At 73.1% G+C, this 16972-nt stretch carries 15 protein-coding genes; 13 read left to right on the top strand and 2 right to left on the bottom strand.

Annotation, left to right across the window (positions count from 1 at the left end; genetic code table 11):
• Nucleotides 1-96: 96 nt before the first annotated feature.
• Nucleotides 97-2247: an elongation factor G-like protein EF-G2 gene (locus tag CLV70_RS21765; protein WP_106128384.1), complete on the bottom strand. Its 2151-nt coding sequence runs from the start codon at nucleotides 2245-2247 to the stop codon at nucleotides 97-99.
• Nucleotides 2248-2526: 279 nt separating this feature from the next.
• Between CLV70_RS21765 and pgsA the strand changes: the two genes are divergently transcribed.
• The 7 genes from pgsA to CLV70_RS21735 all read left to right on the top strand — a co-directional run bounded on the left by pgsA (nucleotide 2527) and on the right by CLV70_RS21735 (nucleotide 9303).
• Nucleotides 2527-3183 (top strand): phosphatidylinositol phosphate synthase, encoded by a 657-nt coding sequence (gene pgsA, locus CLV70_RS41185; protein ID WP_245908377.1) that lies wholly within the window; start codon nucleotides 2527-2529, stop codon nucleotides 3181-3183.
• Entirely contained in the window at nucleotides 3180-4067 is an 888-nt protein-coding gene (locus CLV70_RS41180) for a phosphatidylinositol mannoside acyltransferase (protein WP_245908376.1), read from the top strand. Before pgsA ends, CLV70_RS41180 begins: the two co-directional genes overlap by 4 nt.
• A 13-nt stretch (nucleotides 4068-4080) precedes the next feature.
• The gene (locus CLV70_RS21755) at nucleotides 4081-5229 is read left to right on the top strand and encodes a glycosyltransferase family 4 protein (protein WP_106128383.1); all 1149 of its coding nucleotides are present in this window, start codon (nucleotides 4081-4083) and stop codon (nucleotides 5227-5229) included.
• Between the two features lie 25 nt (nucleotides 5230-5254).
• The gene (locus CLV70_RS21750) at nucleotides 5255-5788 is read left to right on the top strand and encodes a hypothetical protein (protein ID WP_106128382.1); all 534 of its coding nucleotides are present in this window, start codon (nucleotides 5255-5257) and stop codon (nucleotides 5786-5788) included.
• Nucleotides 5789-6384: 596 nt separating this feature from the next.
• Entirely contained in the window at nucleotides 6385-7293 is a 909-nt protein-coding gene (gene pdxS / locus CLV70_RS21745) for a pyridoxal 5'-phosphate synthase lyase subunit PdxS (RefSeq protein WP_106128381.1), read from the top strand.
• A 632-nt stretch (nucleotides 7294-7925) separates the two neighbouring features.
• Entirely contained in the window at nucleotides 7926-8531 is a 606-nt protein-coding gene (gene pdxT / locus CLV70_RS21740; RefSeq protein ID WP_106128380.1) for a pyridoxal 5'-phosphate synthase glutaminase subunit PdxT, read from the top strand.
• Nucleotides 8532-8550: 19 nt separating this feature from the next.
• Complete coding sequence (locus CLV70_RS21735; protein ID WP_106128379.1) at nucleotides 8551-9303, top strand: YebC/PmpR family DNA-binding transcriptional regulator; 753 nt, start codon at nucleotides 8551-8553, stop codon at nucleotides 9301-9303.
• A gap of 31 nt (nucleotides 9304-9334) precedes the next feature.
• On the opposite strand, the gene CLV70_RS21730 is transcribed toward CLV70_RS21735, so the two are convergent.
• A complete protein-coding gene (locus CLV70_RS21730; RefSeq protein WP_146164116.1) occupies nucleotides 9335-9883 on the bottom strand; it encodes a hypothetical protein in 549 nt (182 codons plus the stop codon).
• Between the two features lie 121 nt (nucleotides 9884-10004).
• On the opposite strand from CLV70_RS21730, the gene ruvC reads away from it, so the two are divergent.
• From ruvC to secF, 6 genes are all read left to right on the top strand, one after another.
• Nucleotides 10005-10592, top strand: coding sequence for a crossover junction endodeoxyribonuclease RuvC (ruvC, locus tag CLV70_RS21725; RefSeq protein ID WP_106128377.1), 588 nt, complete (start codon nucleotides 10005-10007; stop codon nucleotides 10590-10592).
• 106 nt (nucleotides 10593-10698) lie between these two features.
• Nucleotides 10699-11301 carry a Holliday junction branch migration protein RuvA gene (ruvA, locus tag CLV70_RS21720; protein WP_106128376.1) on the top strand — a complete coding sequence of 201 codons (603 nt, stop codon included), beginning with the start codon at nucleotides 10699-10701 and terminating at the stop codon, nucleotides 11299-11301.
• Complete coding sequence (gene ruvB / locus CLV70_RS21715) at nucleotides 11298-12356, top strand: Holliday junction branch migration DNA helicase RuvB (RefSeq protein WP_106128375.1); 1059 nt, start codon at nucleotides 11298-11300, stop codon at nucleotides 12354-12356. The genes ruvA and ruvB overlap by 4 nt, the downstream gene beginning before the upstream one ends.
• Nucleotides 12357-12489: 133 nt before the next feature.
• Entirely contained in the window at nucleotides 12490-12885 is a 396-nt protein-coding gene (gene yajC, locus CLV70_RS21710; RefSeq protein ID WP_106128374.1) for a preprotein translocase subunit YajC, read from the top strand.
• 211 nt (nucleotides 12886-13096) lie between these two features.
• The gene (secD, locus tag CLV70_RS21705) at nucleotides 13097-15001 is read left to right on the top strand and encodes a protein translocase subunit SecD (protein ID WP_106128373.1); all 1905 of its coding nucleotides are present in this window, start codon (nucleotides 13097-13099) and stop codon (nucleotides 14999-15001) included.
• A gap of 1 nt (nucleotide 15002) precedes the next feature.
• Complete coding sequence (gene secF, locus CLV70_RS21700) at nucleotides 15003-16190, top strand: protein translocase subunit SecF (RefSeq protein WP_106128372.1); 1188 nt, start codon at nucleotides 15003-15005, stop codon at nucleotides 16188-16190.
• Nucleotides 16191-16972 lie beyond the last annotated feature (782 nt).

Here is a 16972-nt window from a genome sequence, read left to right as displayed (position 1 = left end):
TGAGAACTCCACCGGCACTCCGCAGACCTGCCGCTGTTCCAGGCGGCCAGCGCCATCGAGCTGCCCGCGTACCCGATGGCGGTGGCCGTCCGAGGGTCACCTCGCGGCGGCGTGCTCCTTGCGGACCGCCTCGGCGAGATTGGCCGGCATGGGCTCGTGGCGGGCGTACGCGCGGGTGAACGTGCCGGAGCCCGAGGTGAGCGCGCGCAGCTCGACCGCGTAGCGCACCAGCTCGGTCGCGGGCACCTCGGCGCGGACCAGGCTGTGCTCGCCGTCGGTGTCCGCCTCGCTGCCCATCGGGCGGCCCCGGCGGCCGGACAGGTCGCTCATCACCGCACCCACGTACGCGTCCGGCACCCGGACCACGATCTCGTCGACCGGTTCGAGCAGCGTCACCTGACCCTGCTCCGCGGCCTCGCGCAGGGCGAGCGCCCCGGCGGTCTGGAACGCGGCGTCGGACGAGTCCACGCTGTGCGCCTTGCCGTCCACGAGCGTCACCCGCAGGTCGACGACCGGATAGCCGGCCACGATCCCGCGCTCCAGCTGGGCGCGTACGCCCTTCTCCACCGACGGGATGTAGTTGTGCGGCACCGCGCCGCCCACCACCTTGTCCACGAACTCGAAGCCCGCGCCGCGGGGCAGCGGCTCCACCTCGAGATCGCAGACCGCGTACTGGCCGTGCCCGCCGGACTGCTTCACGTGCCGGCCGTGGCCCTTGGCCGGGGCGCCGAAGGTCTCCCGCAGCGAGACCTTGACCGGCTCGGTGTCCAGATCCACGCCGCCGGCCCGGAGACGCTCCAGCACCACGTCGGCGTGCGCCTCGCCCATGCACCACAGCACCAGCTGGTGCGTGCTCGGGTTGCGCTCCAGGCGCAGCGTCGGGTCGCCGGCGACCAGCCGGGCCAGGTTCTTGGCCAGCGCGTCCTCGTCGGAGCGCGACTTGGCCACCACGGCGATCGGCAGCAGCGGCTCGGGCATGGTCCACGGCTCCATGAGCAGCGGCTGGTCCTTGGCGGAGAGGGTGTCGCCGGTCTCCGCGCTGCCCGACTTGGTGATCGCGCAGATGTCGCCCGCGATGCACGAGGACACCTCGCGCAGCTGCACGCCCAGCGGCGCGTACACGTGGGCGATCCGCTCGTCGGCGTCGTGGTCGGGGTGTCCGCGCTCGGTCATGCCGTGCCCCGAGACGTGCACGGTGAGCTCGGGGCGCAGGGTGCCGGAGAAGACCCGGACCAGCGACACCCGGCCGACGTGCCGGTCGATCGTGGTCTTCACCACCTCGGCCACCAGCGGTCCGGCCGGGTCGCAGGTCAGCGGCGGTCGCGGGCTGCCGTCGACGCCGGTGACCACCGGCAGGTCGTGCTCCAGCGGCGAGGGCGCGCCGTTGACCAGGCCGTCGAGCAGGGCGTCCAGGCCCACGCCGGTCGCCGAGCAGACCGGGATGACCGGATAGAAGTTGCCCCGCGCCACCGCCTTCTCCAGGTCGGGCACGAGGGTCTCGGTGCTGATCAGCTCGCCGGCCACGTACCGGTCCATCAGGGTCTCGTCCTCGCTCTCGGCGATGATCCCCTCGATGAGCAGGTTGCGGTCGTCCCGGACCGGGTTCAGGTGCTCGGGCTCCGCCTCGGCGGTCCGCGGCGGATAGCCCTCGGAGTAGTCCAGGACCCGGAGCGTCACCAGGCCCAGCAGCCCGGCGACCGAGGTGCCGTCGTCGCCCAGCATCGGCTGGTAGATCGGCATGACGTTCTCGCCGAACGCGTCCTGGCAGTCCTGCAGCGTGCCCTCGTAGTCGGCGCGGGGGTGGTCGAGCCGGGTGATCGTGACCGCGCGCGGCATGCCGACGGCGGCGCACTCCTCCCACAGGGCGGTGGTCGCGTCGTCCACGCCGTCGACCGCCGACACCACGAAGAGCGCGGCGTCCGCGGCGCGCAGGCCGGCGCGCAGCTCCCCGACGAAGTCCGCGTAGCCGGGGGTGTCCAGCAGGTTGAGCTTGACGCCCTGGTGCACGACGGACGCGCAGGCGAGCGAGACGGACCGCTGCTGGCGTACGGCCGCCGGGTCGTGATCGCAGACCGTGGTGCCGTCGGTCACCGTTCCGGCCCGGGGAATCGTGCCGGTCGCCGCCAGCAGCGCCTCGACCAGCGTCGTCTTCCCCGCACCGGAGTGGCCCACCAGCACCACGTTGCGTACTCTGCCGGGCTCGGTCACCACCGGCCCGCCCGTGTTGTCCTGGTTCTTCTGCGCCATCCCTGACGCACCTCCTGTCAGCCGGTCGGCGGCCATTCTTCCCGACCCGCTCGCCGCGGACCGAGGCGCCGCCTGGTGCGATGGCGCGTCGCACCATCCGTACCGCATATTGTTTCCCGGCTGTTACGACGCTGTCCTTGGATCTGACACCCACCGCAGTCGGACGCGCAACCCCCGGTAGTCACGCGGGGGCGGGACCAATGGGCCCCGGTGACGATTCGGCGACGCGTGACCGGCGCCGTACCGCCCGTCGCCGGGCGCCGTTATGGTGGGACGGCCATGGCAAAGATCGTCAGTGTTCCCGCCCGTGCCTTCGTCGCGTACGGGGTAGACCCGACCGCCCGACTCCTGCTACGCCTCGGCGTGACACCCAACGCGGTGACCGTCGCGGGCACCGTCGGCGTGCTCATCGGCGCCGGGTTCGGCGCCCGCGGAATGCTGTTCTGGGGCACGGTGATCGTCACCCTCAGCGCCCTGACCGACGCGCTCGACGGGACGATGGCCCGGATGCGCGGCCCCGGCGGCGGCCACTTCGGCGCGCTGCTCGACTCCTCGATGGACCGCATCGCCGACGGCGCCGTCTTCGCGGCCGTCGTCTACTACCTCGCCACCGAGGACAACCCGTACGGCGGCGTGTGGGCCGCCCTGCTCTGCCTCGTCGGCGGGCAGGTCGTCTCCTACGTCAAGGCCCGCGCGCAGAGCCTCGGCCTGAACGCCGACGTGGGCATCGCCGAGCGCCTCGAGCGCCTGCTCATCCTGGGCGTCGGCGGCCTGCTCGGCGCCGCCGGCCTGGACTGGGGGCTGCCCGCGGCCCTGTGGATCCTCGCCGTGCTGTCGGTGGTCACCGTCTTCCAGCGGCTGATCCACGCCGCGCGCTCCGACCGGCCGGACGCCACGCCGCCCGCGCCGGTGGCGCCGGCCGGGGAGACGCCGTGAAGGACCGGCTCACCGAGCTCGGTTACGCGGCCGGGTGGCGGCTCGTGCGGGTGCTCCCGCTGCGCGCCGCCCGGGCGATCTTCGACGCCGGGGCCGACCGGGCCGCCCGCGGCAACGGTCCGGGCACCCAGCGGCTGCGCCGCAACCTGCGCCAGGTGGTCGGTCCGGCCATGAGCGACGCCGACCTCGAGGATCTGGTACGCGCGGGGCTGCGCTCGTACGCCCGCTACTGGATGGAGGCCTTCCGGCTGCCCTCGCAGTCCCGGGAGCAGTTCCTCACCGACTTCCACCTCGAGCAGGCGGACGAGCTGCACGCCGTCATGGCCGAGGGCAAGGGCATGATCCTCGCGCTGCCGCACGTGGCCAACTGGGACGCGGCGGCAGCCTGGCTCGTCTCCAGCGGCCACCGGATGATCACCGTCGCCGAGCGGCTCAAGCCCGAGGGACTGTTCGAGCGCTTCGTCGCGTACCGGGAAAAGCTCGGCATGGAAGTGGTGCCCCTCACCGGCGGGCCGCCCCCGCTCGACGTGCTCGCCGAGAAGGCCACCCAGGGCTATGCGGTCGCGCTGCTCGCCGACCGCGACCTGTCCGCCCGCGGCGTCGAGGTCGAGTTCTTCGGCGGGCGCACCCGCATGCCCGCCGGCCCGGCGCTGCTCGCCCTGCGGACGGGAGCACCGCTGTACGCCGCCGACCTGTTCTTCACCGACGAGCGCACGGCCGGGCGGATCCGCCGGATCGAGCTCGCCACCGAGGGCGCCCTCGACGCGCGGGTCCGCGAGACGACCCAGCGCATGGCGAGAGCGTTCGAGATCGGCATCGCCGAGCACCCGCAGGATTGGCACATGCTCCAGAAGATGTGGCTCAACCAGAGCGCCCGGGTCTGAGGGGCGGGTCAGCGTGCGGATCGGGATCGTCTCGCCGTACTCGTTCGACGTGCCGGGCGGCGTGCAGAACCACATCGTGGACCTCGCCGAGGCGCTGATCGGTCTCGGCCACGAGGTGAGCGTGCTGGCGCCGGCCGACGAGGACGCCGAACTCCCGCCGTACGTGGTGCCGGCCGGGCGGGCGATGCCGCTGCCGTACAACGGCTCGGTGGCCCGGATCGCCTTCGGCCCCGTCTCGACCGCGCGGGTGCGCCGCTGGCTGGCCCGCGGCAAGTTCGACGTGCTCCACGTGCACGAGCCGATGACCCTGAGCCTGTCCCTGCTGGCCGTGCTCTCCGCGCGCGGGCCGGTGGTGGCCACCTTCCACACCGCGATGACCCGCTCCCGGGCGCTGTCCGCCGCGCAGGGCCTGCTCCAGCTGGTGGTCGAGAAGATCACCGCCCGGATCGCGGTCAGCGAACTCGCCCGCAAGGTGCAGGTCGAGCACCTGGGCGGCGGCGCGGTGGAGATCCCGAACGGCGTCGCGGTGGCGAAGTTCGCCACCGCCGAACCCCTGCCGGGATGGCCGGGGGAGGGCGGCACCCTCGGCTTCCTGGGCCGCTTCACCGAACCCCGCAAGGGCTTCGACCTGCTGCGTACGGCGTTCGTCACGCTGGCCGCCGAACGGCCGGGGCTGCGCCTGCTGGTGGCCGGCCCCGGCGACCCCGGCGACCTCGGCATCCCGGCCGGGCTGCGCTCCCGGGTCGAGTTCCTGGGCCTGGTCAGCGAGGCCGACAAGGCCCGGATGCTGCGCAGCGTCGACGTCTACGTGGCGCCGAACACCGGCGGCGAGTCGTTCGGCATGATCCTCACCGAGGCGATGGCGGCCGGTGCGGCCATCGCGGCCAGCGACCTGGACGCGTTCCGCCGGGTCCTCGACGGCGGCCGGGCCGGCGCGCTCTTCCCGACGGGCGACGCGGCCGCGCTCACCACCGTCCTCGGCGACCTCCTGGACGACCCGTCGCGTCGCGCTGAGCTGGCCAAATGCGCACGGACAGTAGTCAAGGCGTACGACTGGCCCAGCGTCGCCCAACGTGTCCTGGAGGTGTACGCCACGGCGATCGAGGCCACGGACGGGCGGGTATTCGATGAAGAGTGGGCGGAACCACGCTCGGGGACGTGACTCTCCGACACGATGAGGCACTACGATGCCCGGCATGTGGTGGCTCCTGGGTGTGCTCGCGGTCGTCGCTCTGCTGGCGGCGTACCTCGCCTGGACGTCGCACCGCGTCGAACGCGTCCACGTGCGGGCCCAGTCCGCCACCCGGGCCCTGGACGCCCACCTCCTGCGCCGCGCCGCCGCGGCCGCCGTGGTCGCCGAGCAGGCCGACATCGTCGAGCTGTACGCCGCCGCCCGCCTCGCCCTCGACGCCGCCCCCGACGAACGCGAGGCCGCCGAGAACGACCTCACCCGCCAGCTCCAGTCGGCCCCGCTGACCGGCGGCGACCCGGCCGTCGCCACCCTGGTCGCCACCAGCCGCCGCGCGGTCCTGGCCCGCCAGGTGCACACCGACCTGGTCCGCGACGCCCTCACCGCCCGGCACCGCCCGGTGGTGCGCCTCCTGCGCCTGGCCCGCCAGTACGAACGCCCCCGCTACTTCGACATCGTCGACCCGACCCTGCCGACGGCGGTGGCCCCCCGCCCGGCCGAGTCCGCGGACCTGCGCATCCCCGCCGCCTGAGACCCCAGCACCGCCGCACCCCCGCACCGCCAGCACCGCCGCACTCCCGCACCTCCGCACCGCCGGCACTCCCGCACCGCCGCACCTCCGCACCGCCGGCACCCCCCGGGCACTCCCGCACCGCCGCACCTCCGCACCGCCGGCACCGCCGGCACTCCCGCACCCCCGCACCGCCGGCACCCCCGGGCACTCCCGCACCCGCCGGAGGCTCTGCGGTTGCCTGGCTCGATGTGGCGGGCTTGATCCTCGGTCCGTCGGGCCGCGCCGGCCGTCTCGCTGCACGGTTGCGTCCGGCCGCGCCTGCCCGCGCCGCTTTCCCGGCTCGCCCCGCCTTGCCGGGTCCGTGTGGACTGCCGCGGCCGGACTGTTTGCCGGGTGGCCGGGTGGCCGGGTGGCCGGGTGGCCGGGTTGTCGGGTTGTCGCGGTCCGGCAGAACATCACGCGCGGCTTTTGCCCGGCACCCAGCGCGTCGCCGGTCTTGTTCGCGGGCCGGGTGGGGGCGGTGCAGGCCACCGGGGGGTCGATTGGCCATCGGTGGCCGGGGGGTCCGGGCGTAAAATTTGGCCGAACCCGATCTTGTGAGGAGCCCAGTCACCGTGTCCGAGAGCGCGCCCGACAGCCAGCCCACCACCGGTACCGCCCGCGTGAAGCGGGGGATGGCCGAGATGCTCAAGGGCGGTGTGATCATGGACGTGGTCACGCCGGAGCAGGCCAAGATCGCCGAGGATGCCGGCGCGGTCGCCGTCATGGCCCTCGAGCGGGTGCCGGCCGACATCCGCGCGCAGGGCGGCGTGTCCCGGATGAGCGACCCCGACATGATCGACGGCATCATCAACGCCGTCTCCATCCCGGTCATGGCGAAGGCCCGGATCGGCCACTTCGTCGAGGCCCGGGTGCTCCAGGCGCTCGGCGTCGACTACGTGGACGAGTCCGAGGTGCTGACCCCCGCGGACTACGCCAACCACATCGACAAGTGGGCGTTCACCGTCCCCTTCGTCTGCGGCGCCACCAACCTCGGCGAGGCCCTGCGCCGGATCACCGAGGGCGCGGCCATGATCCGTTCCAAGGGCGAGGCCGGCACCGGCGACGTCTCCAACGCCACCACGCACATGCGGACGATCCGCGCCGAGATCCGCCGCCTGACCTCGCTGCCCGAGGACGAGCTGTTCGTCGCCGCCAAGGAGCTCCAGGCGCCGTACGACCTGGTCAAGGAGGTCGCCACGGCCGGCAAGCTGCCCGTCGTCATGTTCACCGCGGGCGGCATCGCCACCCCGGCCGACGCGGCCATGATGATGCAGCTCGGCGCCGAGGGCGTCTTCGTCGGCTCCGGCATCTTCAAGTCCGGCAACCCGGCCCAGCGCGCGGCCGCCATCGTCAAGGCCACCACGTTCCACGACGACCCCGACGTGATCGCCAAGGTCTCCCGCGGCCTGGGCGAGGCGATGGTCGGCATCAACGTCGAGGACGTCCCCCAGCCCCACCGCCTCGCCGAGCGCGGCTGGTAGGCCCGCCCCGCCGGTCCCGCCGCACCGCGCCGCACCGGACCCGCAGGGTCCGCCGTTGGGCCCGCCGGGTTCACCGCGCCGCACCGGGCTCGCGGGGTCCGCCGTTCCGGGCGGGCTCGCGGGCGTCGCGCCGGCCCGCCGGTTTGCCGTTCCGCGCCGTGCCCGCCAGGTTCGCCTGGGCCCCGTGGGCCCGGTGGGGGCCGGTGGGCCCGGTGGGGGCCGGTGGGTCGCGCCGGGCCGGTGAGGAGTGCCGGGCCTGTCGGTCGCGTCGGGCGTCTCGGGTCAGGCCGGGCCGGTCGGCTCGCGCCGGCCTGTCGGGCCCCTCGGATCGCGTCAGGCTTCTCGGGCGTGCCGGGCCAGTTGGATGCCGTCGGTCCCCTCGGATCGCGGCGGACTTGTCGGGCGCGCCGGGGCGGTGGGGCGTGCGGGGGCTCCTTGGGCCGCAGTGATTCGCGCGGGGTTTGCCGGTCTTGGGGCGGGCTGTGGACCGGCGGGGTCCGGTTTTTTCGCCACTCACGCAGAATGAAGGGCCAGGGCCGGCGTCAGCTGGGCCCCGGCCCGGCCTCGGCGGGAGCGACGGTCAGCACCATGCAATCAGGTACGACATCCTGTTCTTGATCTGGATTGGTTTTATGAACATCGGAGTGCTCGCCCTCCAGGGTGACGTGCGGGAACACCTCGGTGCGCTCGCCGAGAGCGACGTGCTGGCCCGCCCGGTCCGCCGGATCGAGGAGCTCGACGGCGTCGATGCTCTCGTGCTGCCCGGCGGGGAGTCCACCACCATGAGCAAGCTCGCGGTCACGTTCGGGTTGCTCGATCCCATCCGCAAGCGGATCGCCGACGGGATGCCCGTGTACGGGTCCTGCGCCGGCATGATCATGCTGGCCACCACCGTGCTGGACGGGCGGCCGGACCAGGAGTCGTTCGCCGGGATCGACATGACCGTGCGGCGCAACGCGTTCGGGCGGCAGATCGACTCGTTCGAGGCCGGGGTGCGTATCGACGACGTTCCGGGCGGTGACTTCCACGCCGTGTTCATCCGCGCGCCGTGGGTCGAGGAGGTCGGCGCGGACGTGCGGGTGCTGGGCCGCGTCAGCGACGGGCCCGCCGCCGGTAGGATTGTCGCCGTTCGGCAGGGGAACCTGCTCGCCACGGCTTTCCACCCGGAGCTCACCGGCGACCTCCGCGTCCACCGGTACTTCGTCGAGATGGTCCGCCACGCCGTAGACGCGCGGTAGTACGACACGGAGGTTACGTATGTCCGGCCACTCAAAGTGGGCGACGACCAAGCACAAGAAGGCCGTCATCGACGCCAAGCGCGGCAAGATGTTCGCCAAGCTGATCAAGAACGTCGAGGTGGCGGCCCGCGTCGGTGGCGGTGACCCGGCTGGTAACCCCACGCTCTACGACGCCATCCAGAAGGCGAAGAAGAGCTCGGTACCCAACGACAACATCGACCGTGCGGTCAAGCGCGGCTCCGGCCTCGAGGCCGGCGGCGCCGACTGGCAGACGATCATGTACGAGGGGTACGGGCCCAACGGCGTGGCGATGCTGATCGAGTGCCTCACCGACAACCGCAACCGTGCCGCGACCGAGGTGCGGACGGCGCTGACCCGCAACGGCGGCACGTTCGCCGACGCCGGCTCGGTGTCGTACCTGTTCAACCGCAAGGGCGTGGTGATCGTCCCCAAGGGCTCGCTCTCCGAGGACGACGTCATGCTCGCCGTCCTGGACGCCGGCGCCGAGGAGATCAACGACCTCGGTGACTCGTTCGAGGTGGTCAGCGAGCCCGGCGACCTGATCGCCGTGCGCACCGCGCTGCAGGACGCCGGCATCGAGTACGACTCGGCCGAGTCGTCGCTGGTCCCCACGATGACCGTGCCGGTCGACGAGGAGGCCGCGCGCAAGGTGTTCAAGCTCATCGACGTCCTCGAGGACTGCGACGACGTGCAGAACATCTACGCGAACTTCGACGTCAGCGACGAGATCATGGCGGCGCTCGACGCCTGACGCCGGTGAGGGGCCGCCCCGGCGGCCCTTCTCAGCCGGTGCCGGACGCCTGGGACATGAACTGGATCAGGAAGCCGACGAGCAGCACACCGGCGGTGCAGACGCGGGCGTAGCGGTGCCGGACGTGCCGGCGGTAGGCGTGCACCCAGGCGATCTCCGCCTCGGCCACGACGCCGGCCTCGTCGCGTACGGTCGACGGCAGCAGCAGGGCCAGGCGGTGGGCGATCGTGGCCGGCGCCGGACGTGCGTACCGGGCGGCGAACAGCCGCGGGGCCGGGCGGACGGTGACCTCGACCGGGTAGGGCCGCTCCTCGCGCCACTGCTCGGTGCGTTTCGTCAGGCGCCGGGCCAGGTAGTCGGCGCGCACGTCGCGGTGCCGCAGGCGGCTCTCCCAGGCGAGCCGGCGCCAATGGCCGGCGAGGTCGGTCAGCGCATCCATGGCCAGCATGTCCGCCGGGTCCGTGCCCTGGCCGCCGCAGAGTCGCAGGGCCTCGCGGTGCAGCCAGGCCAGGCGCGTCGCCACGAACCGCAGGTAGTCCGGCGGCGGCTCGTCGTCCATCGGCGGGAACAGATAAGCCACGATGACCTCCGCCTCCATCGTCGAGGGACGCCGTTCACCGCACAAGGGCGTGTGTCGGTGCGGGGTACCCCGCGGCGCGTACTAATGTGTCGAACACACGTCCGAGGCGAAGGGGGCGCACGTGCGGGTGCTCGGCATCGACCCCGGCCTCACCCGGTGCGGCGTCGGCGTGGTCGAGGGCGTGCCGGGCCGGCCGTGCAAGCTCGTCGGCTACTACGTCGTCTACACCGAGCCGGACGACGACATCGCCCTGCGCCTGCTGCATCTCGACCGCTCGCTCGCCGAGCTGGTGGCGGAGCACCGGCCGGACAGCGTCGCCGTCGAGCGGGTCTTCAGCCAGCACAACACCCAGACCATCACGGGTACGGCGCAAGCCAGCGGCATCGGCATCCTCGCCGGCGCGCGGGCGGGACTGCCCGTGCAGACGTACACGCCCAGCGAGGTGAAGGCGGCCGTGACCGGCTCCGGAACCGCCGGAAAGGCCCAGGTCACCAGCATGGTGACCCGCCTGCTCGGGCTCGACGGCCCGCCCCGCCCGGCCGACGCGGCGGACGCCCTGGCCATCGCCATCTGCCATATCTGGCGCGGCGGCACCCGCGACCGGCTCCGCGCCGCGGCGGTCAAGGCGGCCGGGGTGTCCCGGGCCGGTGCCCCCGCACCCCGCCGGGCCGCGCCGCCCGGCCGCGGCCCGGGCCGCCGTCCGGCGTGAAGCCCGCCCCTCGGAGGTCGCGGCGTTGCGCGCTTCGTCGCGGAACCGTCGATGGACTACGGTGTCGTACACGTGTTCTGCCGTTGACCGGACTGGAGTCGCCCCGATGATTGCCAGCGTGCGCGGCGTGGTCGCCGCCATCGCCCCGGACAGCGCCGTCATCGAGGTCGGCGGGGTGGGGCTCGCCGTGCACTGCGCGCCCGGCACCCTCGCCGGGCTCAAGGCCGGCGCCGAGGCCCGGCTCGCCACCAGCCTGGTCGTCCGCGAGGACTCGCTCACCCTGTACGGCTTCGCCGACGACGACGAGAAGCACCTGTTCGAGCTGCTCCAGACGGCGAGCGGCGTCGGGCCCCGGCTCGCCCAGGCCGTGCTCGCCGTGCACCAGCCGGAGGCGGTGCGCCGCGCGATCTCGTCGGGGGACATCACGGCGCTGACCCGCGTGCCCGGAATCGGCAAGAAGGGCGCCGAACGCCTGGTCCTCGAGTTGCGTGACCGCATCGGCGCCGTCTCCACCGGCACCGACGGGGTGGCCGGCGCGCTCAGCGGCGGCTGGCAGGAGCAGGTGCGTCAGGGCGTCATCGCGCTCGGCTGGTCCGCCCAGCAGGCCGACCAGGCCGTCGCGGCGGTCGCCGAATCCCTCGACGGCGAGACACCCCCGGTACCGATCCTGCTCCGCCAGGCGATCCGCCTGCTGGGCCGGACCCGATGACCGACGACCTGGTCTCCCCGTACGCCGAGGACGAGGACCTGGACGCCGAGGCCAGCGTCCGCCCCCGCCGCCTCGCCGACTTCATCGCCCAGCATCGCGTCCGCGATCAGCTCGAGCTCCTCCTCAAGGGCGCGATGGGCCGCGGCACCCCGCCCGACCACATCCTGCTGTCGGGCCCGCCCGGCCTCGGCAAGACGACGCTGGCCAACATCGTGGCGGCGGAGCTGGGGACCGGGATCCGGACGACCAGCGGGCCGGTCATCGAGCGGTCCGGGGACCTTGCCGCCATCCTGACCGGTCTCGGCGAGGGTGACGTGCTCTTCATCGACGAGATCCACCGGATCGCGAAGCCCGCCGAGGAGCTGCTGTACAGCGCCATGGAGGATTTTCGGGTCGACGTGGTCGTGGGCAAGGGGCCCGGCGCCACCGCGATTCCGCTCGACGTGGAACCGTTCACGCTGGTCGGGGCCACCACGCGGGCCGGGCTGCTGTCCGGGCCGATGCGGGACCGGTTCGGGTTCGTCGCCCACCTCGACTTCTACTCGCCCGCCGATCTTGACGCGCTGCTGCACCGCTCCGCGCGGATCCTGGGGGTGCCGATCACGCCCGAGGGGGCCGCGGAGATCGCCGGGCGTTCGCGCGGCACGCCGCGTATCGCCAACCGGCTGCTGCGGCGGGTGCGGGACTACGCCGAGGTCCGGGGCAACGGGATCGTCGACGAGGGGACCGCCAAGGCCGCCCTCACCGTCTACGACGTCGACCAGCTGGGCCTGGACCGGCTGGACCGCGCGGTGCTGCGGGCGCTCATCGAGTCGTTCCGGGGCGGGCCGGTCGGCCTCTCGACGCTGGCCGTGGCGGTGGGGGAGCAGTCCGACACCGTCGAGGAGATGTGCGAGCCGTTCCTGGTCAGGGCCGGTCTGCTGGCGCGTACGCCGCGCGGGCGGGTCGCCACCGACGCGGGCTGGCGGCATCTGGGCAAGACGCCGCCGGAGGGCCGGGCCGGCGCGCCGCAGCAGCCTGACCTGTTCGCCCGGGATGCGGAAACCTCTCCGTAATGTGAACGTGACGTGTGCCGTCCGGGGTTCTCCCAGGAAGAAGGATTAGACTCGCCGCCGTCCAGCGGGATGTATATATCGCCACACCGCGCGTCCCGAGTCGCGACGGTGGCCCCACGGAAGGTTCTTCCTCGTGTATCACGCAGCTCAAGCGCAGGGCGGCAGCAGCCTCACGCCGTTGCTTCTCATCGTCCTGCTCTTCGGCGTCATGTATTTCATGATGATCCGCCCGCAGCAGAAGCGCCGCCGTGAGGCGCAGGCCATGCAGTCGGCGCTGGGCCCCGGAGACGAGATCGTCACCATCGGCGGCCTGCACGCCACGGTCGTCGCGGTCGACGACGACGTGGTCACGGTCGAGATCGCTCCGGGGGTCAACGCCCGCTACGCGCGTCCCGCCATCGCCCGCGTGACCAAGCAGGAGTCCGCCGAGCTCGCCGACGAGCCCGTCGTGGCCGAGCCCGCGGCGGCCGAACCGGCCGCCGAGGAGCCGGTGAGCCCGGTCGTGGAGACCCGCAAGTCCAAGGACTGACGCCGCTCCCGCGACCCGCCGGCGGCGGGTCGCGGGACGGGAGATGGCCGCGGGCCGCGGGGTGGGGCACCCGAACGGCCCGTAGTTGTGAATAATCGTCGCCGGGCAAATCGGCTGGAAGTCCGCTTCCGGTCGACTTGGCCTGCCCCGCCCAATCCCCACCTGCGGCCGCGCTCCCGCGGCAGCTCTCAGCACGAGGAGATCGACAGTCGTGGCACGACCACCACAGGGACAACCGCATCCCGGGCGGCAACTCGCCGTGCTCGGTCTCCTCTTCGCGATCCTGTATGTGCTGGTGTTCTGGGGACCCGGCACCAAGGACCTCGGCTACCAGGAGCGGCTGCACCCGAAGCTCGGCCTCGACCTGGTCGGCGGCACCCAGGCGACGTACGTCGCCTCGCTGGCCGACGGCAAGGCGCCGAGCCGGGAGAGCATGGAGGAGTCCCGCAAGATCATCGATCAGCGGGTCAACGCGCTCGGCGTCGCCGAGGCCGAGGTGGTCGTCGAGGGCAACCGCAACATCGTGGTGTCCGTCGCCGGTGAGGCGAACGACCAGCTGAAGAACGTCGGCCAGGCCGCGCAGATGCGCTTCCGCAAGGTCCTCAAGGTGACCGGCGACAACGCCGCGGTGGCGGTCAACCCGCCCACGGCCCCGCCGAGCGCGGCGCCGACCGGCAGCGCGGCGCCGAAGCCCGGAGCCACCACCAAGGCGCCGGCCGTCACGGGCAGCGGCAAGCCGTCCGCGCCGACCGGCGGTCAGGGCGGCGGCGAGCGCGCTCCCGCCCCCAGCGCCACCCCCTCCGCCCCGGCGTCCGCACCGGCCGCCGCCCCGGCCCCGGCACCGTCGGGCTCCGACCCGAACCAGCCCAGCGCCGAGGAGTTGCGCGCCGAGATCCAGAAGAAGGTCGGCGCGGAGGTCTGGGCCGCGGCCGGCAAGCTGACCGACCCGGTGGACCTGTCCGCCGACCCGACGGCGGGCCAGAAGTACAAGGCGTTCAGCACGCTGAGCGGCGCTGAGGTCAACGCGCTGACCCCGGAGATGCAGTTCAACATCCCGACGATCAGCTGCGCGCAGCTCGACAAGCGGCCCTCCGGCGCGATCGACGCCGAGAAGTCGAAGGTCGTCGCCTGCCAGAGCGGCGCGAAGATGTACCTCGACGTCGCCAAGGTCGTCGGCACCGACATCGACACCGCGTCGCCGCAGCTCGACCAGCAGAGCCAGTGGGTCGTCTCGCTCGACTTCACCGGTACGGGCCAGGGCAAGTGGACCGAGCTGACCCGTGAGGCGTTCCAGCCGCCGGCCAACGACCCGTGTCTGGCCGCCGCGCAGGCGCTGTCGACCGGTGCCACGCACTGCCTCGTCGCCGTGGTCCTCGACAAAGAGGTGATCTCGGCGCCCGAGATCCAGGGCGTGCTCAGCGGCCAGTCGCAGATCACCGGCCAGTTCGACGCCACCTCGGCCAAGGAGCTCGCCGACCAGATCAAGTACGGTGCGCTGCCGGTCACCTTCGAGCCGGGCACCACCCAGACCGTCTCCGCGACGCTGGGTATCGCGCAGCTCGAGGCCGGCCTCATCGCCGCGGCCATCGGCCTGGGCCTGGTCGCGATCTACGCGTTCTTCTACTACCGGCTGCTCGGCTCGGTGATCTTCCTGAGCCTGGTGCTCTCCGGCCTGCTGACCTTCGGCGCGCTGGTCGTCCTCGGCCGCACCACGGGCTTCACGCTGACGCTCGCGGGCATCGCCGGCTTCATCGTGTCCCTCGGTGTCGCGGCGGACTCGTTCGTCATCTACTTCGAACGCCTGAAGGACGAGATCCACGAGGGGCGGAGTGCGCGCAGCGCCGTGCCGAGGGCGTGGGCCCGTGCGCGGCGTACCATCATTTCCGCCAACACCATCACGATCATGGCGGCCGTGGTGCTCTACATCGTGTCGATCGGTGCGGTGAAGGGCTTCGCGTTCGCCCTGGGTCTGTCCACGATCCTCGACCTGGTCGTGGTGTTCCTGTTCCGCCATCCGATCATGACGATGTTCGCGAACACGAGGGCGTTCCTGTCGCCGCGGGTCAGCGGCCTCGGCCGTGCCCTCAAGCGCGCCCCGACCGAGAAGGAGGCCTGACATGGCCAAGGGCCTTGCCGAACGCCTCTACATGGGCGAGGCGAACCTCAACATCGTCGGCCGGCGCAAGATGTGGTTCACCATCGCGGCGGCTCTGGTGGTCCTGGCCATCGGCAGCTTCGTGATCCGCGGCTTCCACCTCGGCATCGAGTTCTCCGGCGGCACCCAGTTCCAGTTGCCGGCCAGCGTCGGCAGCGCGGAGCGGGCGCAGAGCGCCGTGGAGGAGGCGATCGCCAAGACCGACGTCTCCGAGGAGGCGACCGTCGGCGCGGCCCAGCAGGTCGGCAGCGGCGGCACCGAGACGTACAACGTCCGCACCAGCGCGCTGACCCAGGCCGAGTCCAACGCGGTGAAGCAGTCGCTGGTCCAGCAGCTGGGCGTGCCCGCCACCTCGATCAGCGACAACCGGGTCTCGGCGGCCTGGGGTGGCCAGGTCACCCAGCAGGCGCTGCTCGGCCTCGGCATCTTCCTCGTGCTGGTGCTCGGCTACCTGGTGGTCCGCTTCGAGTGGCGGATGGCGGTCGCGGCGGTCTCGTCGCTGCTGCTCGACCTCGTGCTCACGGCCGGCGTGTACTCGCTGGTGGGCTTCGAGGTGACGCCGTCCACGGTCATCGGCTTCCTCACCATCCTCGGCTTCTCGCTGTACGACGTGGTCGTGGTGTTCGACAAGGTGCAGGAGAACACCCGCGGCATCACGGCGGGCAGCACGAGGACGTACAGCGAGGCGACCAACCTGGCGGTCAACCAGACGCTGATGCGCTCGATCAACACCGGCCTGGTGGCGCTGCTGCCCGTCGGCGGCCTGCTCTTCATCGGTGCCGGCCTGCTCGGCGCGGGCACGCTGAAGGACCTCGGCCTGGTCCTGTTCGTGGGCATGGGCCTGGGCGTCCTCTCCTCGATCGTGTTCGCCTCCCCGATGCTGGCGGCGCTCAAGGACCAGGAACCCCGGATCAAGTCGCACAACGCCCGGGTCCTGGCCCGCCGCTCGTCGTCCCGCTCGGGCGACGTGGCCCGCGGCGAGCGCACCCGCACCGCCGGCACCACCACCACCTCGGACGAGGTCCCGGCCCTGGCCGGCACCACGCCGTCGGCCACCCCCCGCCCGGGCGCCCGCCCGACCGGCAAGCGCGGCGGCAACCGAGGCGGCGGCGCGGGCAACCGCCCGAGCGGCGGCCAGAAGCGCCGCTGACCACCGACCGGCGGTCCGCAAGGAGCGTCGCTGGCGACGGGCTCGCGGCCCGCACGGAGCGTCGCCGGTTCGTCGCGGCACTGCCGCTGACTGCCATCCGCCGAACGGCGGCACCTCAGGGTGCCGCCGTTCGGCGTTGAGGCTCCCCGGCCGGGTCACCGCGTCGTCGGTCGGGGCGTCCGGGGTTGCCGTCCCCGGGCAGGGCGTGCGAATCGCCGTCCCCGGGCAGGGCGTGCGAATCGCCGTCCCCGGGCAGGGCGTGCGAATCGCCGTCCCCGGGCAGGGCGTGCGAATCGCCGTCCCCGGGCAGGGCGTGCGAATCGCCGTCCCCGGGCAGGGCGTGCGAGTCGCCGTCCCCGGGCAGGGCGTGCGAGTCGCCGTCCCCGGGCGGGCGTGCGAGTCGCCGTCCCGGAGTGGGGCGTGCGGGTGCCCGGCGTCCAGCCGGGCGTGCGTGTCGCCGCTTGCCGGCGGGGCGCGCGGGGTGCGTGGGTGTCGCCGCTTGCCGGCGGGGCGTGTGGGCTGCGTGCGGGGCGGGACGCGGCGCGGCGGGCGTTGCGGTTCGTTTTGCTGGCGGCGCCGGCGCCGGCGCCGCGCGGGTGGGGAACCGTATGGCGGCGTTCGCCGGCTGTGACCTCGACACGGCGCACTGAGCCCGGGAGCCCGGGTCGAGGCGCCGTCGGCCAGCGACATCGGGGCGGGCCCGGGCGGAACGTGGCCGGCTGCGGTGCCCGGGCGGAACGTGGCCGGCTGCGGTGCCCGGGCGCGGTGGCCGGCTGCGATGC

The sequence above is a fragment of the Pseudosporangium ferrugineum genome, from assembly GCF_003002065.1.
GTDB lineage: Bacteria > Actinomycetota > Actinomycetes > Mycobacteriales > Micromonosporaceae > Actinoplanes > Actinoplanes ferrugineus_A.
The sequence above is the reverse complement of the archived record's forward strand: the minus strand, read 5'-3'. Positions and strand labels throughout refer to the sequence as shown.

Excerpts from the sequence above, each read along its gene's own strand:
- CLV70_RS21765 (WP_106128384.1), bottom strand. The coding sequence starts at position 2,247 with ATGGCGCAGAAGAACCAGGACAACACGGGCGGGCCGGTGGTGACCGAG.
- ruvB (WP_106128375.1), top strand. The coding sequence starts at position 11,298 with ATGACCGACGACCTGGTCTCCCCGTACGCCGAGGACGAGGACCTGGAC.
- pdxT (WP_106128380.1), top strand. The coding sequence starts at position 7,926 with ATGAACATCGGAGTGCTCGCCCTCCAGGGTGACGTGCGGGAACACCTC.
- ruvA (WP_106128376.1), top strand. The coding sequence starts at position 10,699 with ATGATTGCCAGCGTGCGCGGCGTGGTCGCCGCCATCGCCCCGGACAGC.
- pgsA (WP_245908377.1), top strand. The coding sequence starts at position 2,527 with ATGGCAAAGATCGTCAGTGTTCCCGCCCGTGCCTTCGTCGCGTACGGG.
- secF (WP_106128372.1), top strand. The coding sequence starts at position 15,003 with ATGGCCAAGGGCCTTGCCGAACGCCTCTACATGGGCGAGGCGAACCTC.
- CLV70_RS21750 (WP_106128382.1), top strand. The coding sequence starts at position 5,255 with ATGCCCGGCATGTGGTGGCTCCTGGGTGTGCTCGCGGTCGTCGCTCTG.
- CLV70_RS21735 (WP_106128379.1), top strand. The coding sequence starts at position 8,551 with ATGTCCGGCCACTCAAAGTGGGCGACGACCAAGCACAAGAAGGCCGTC.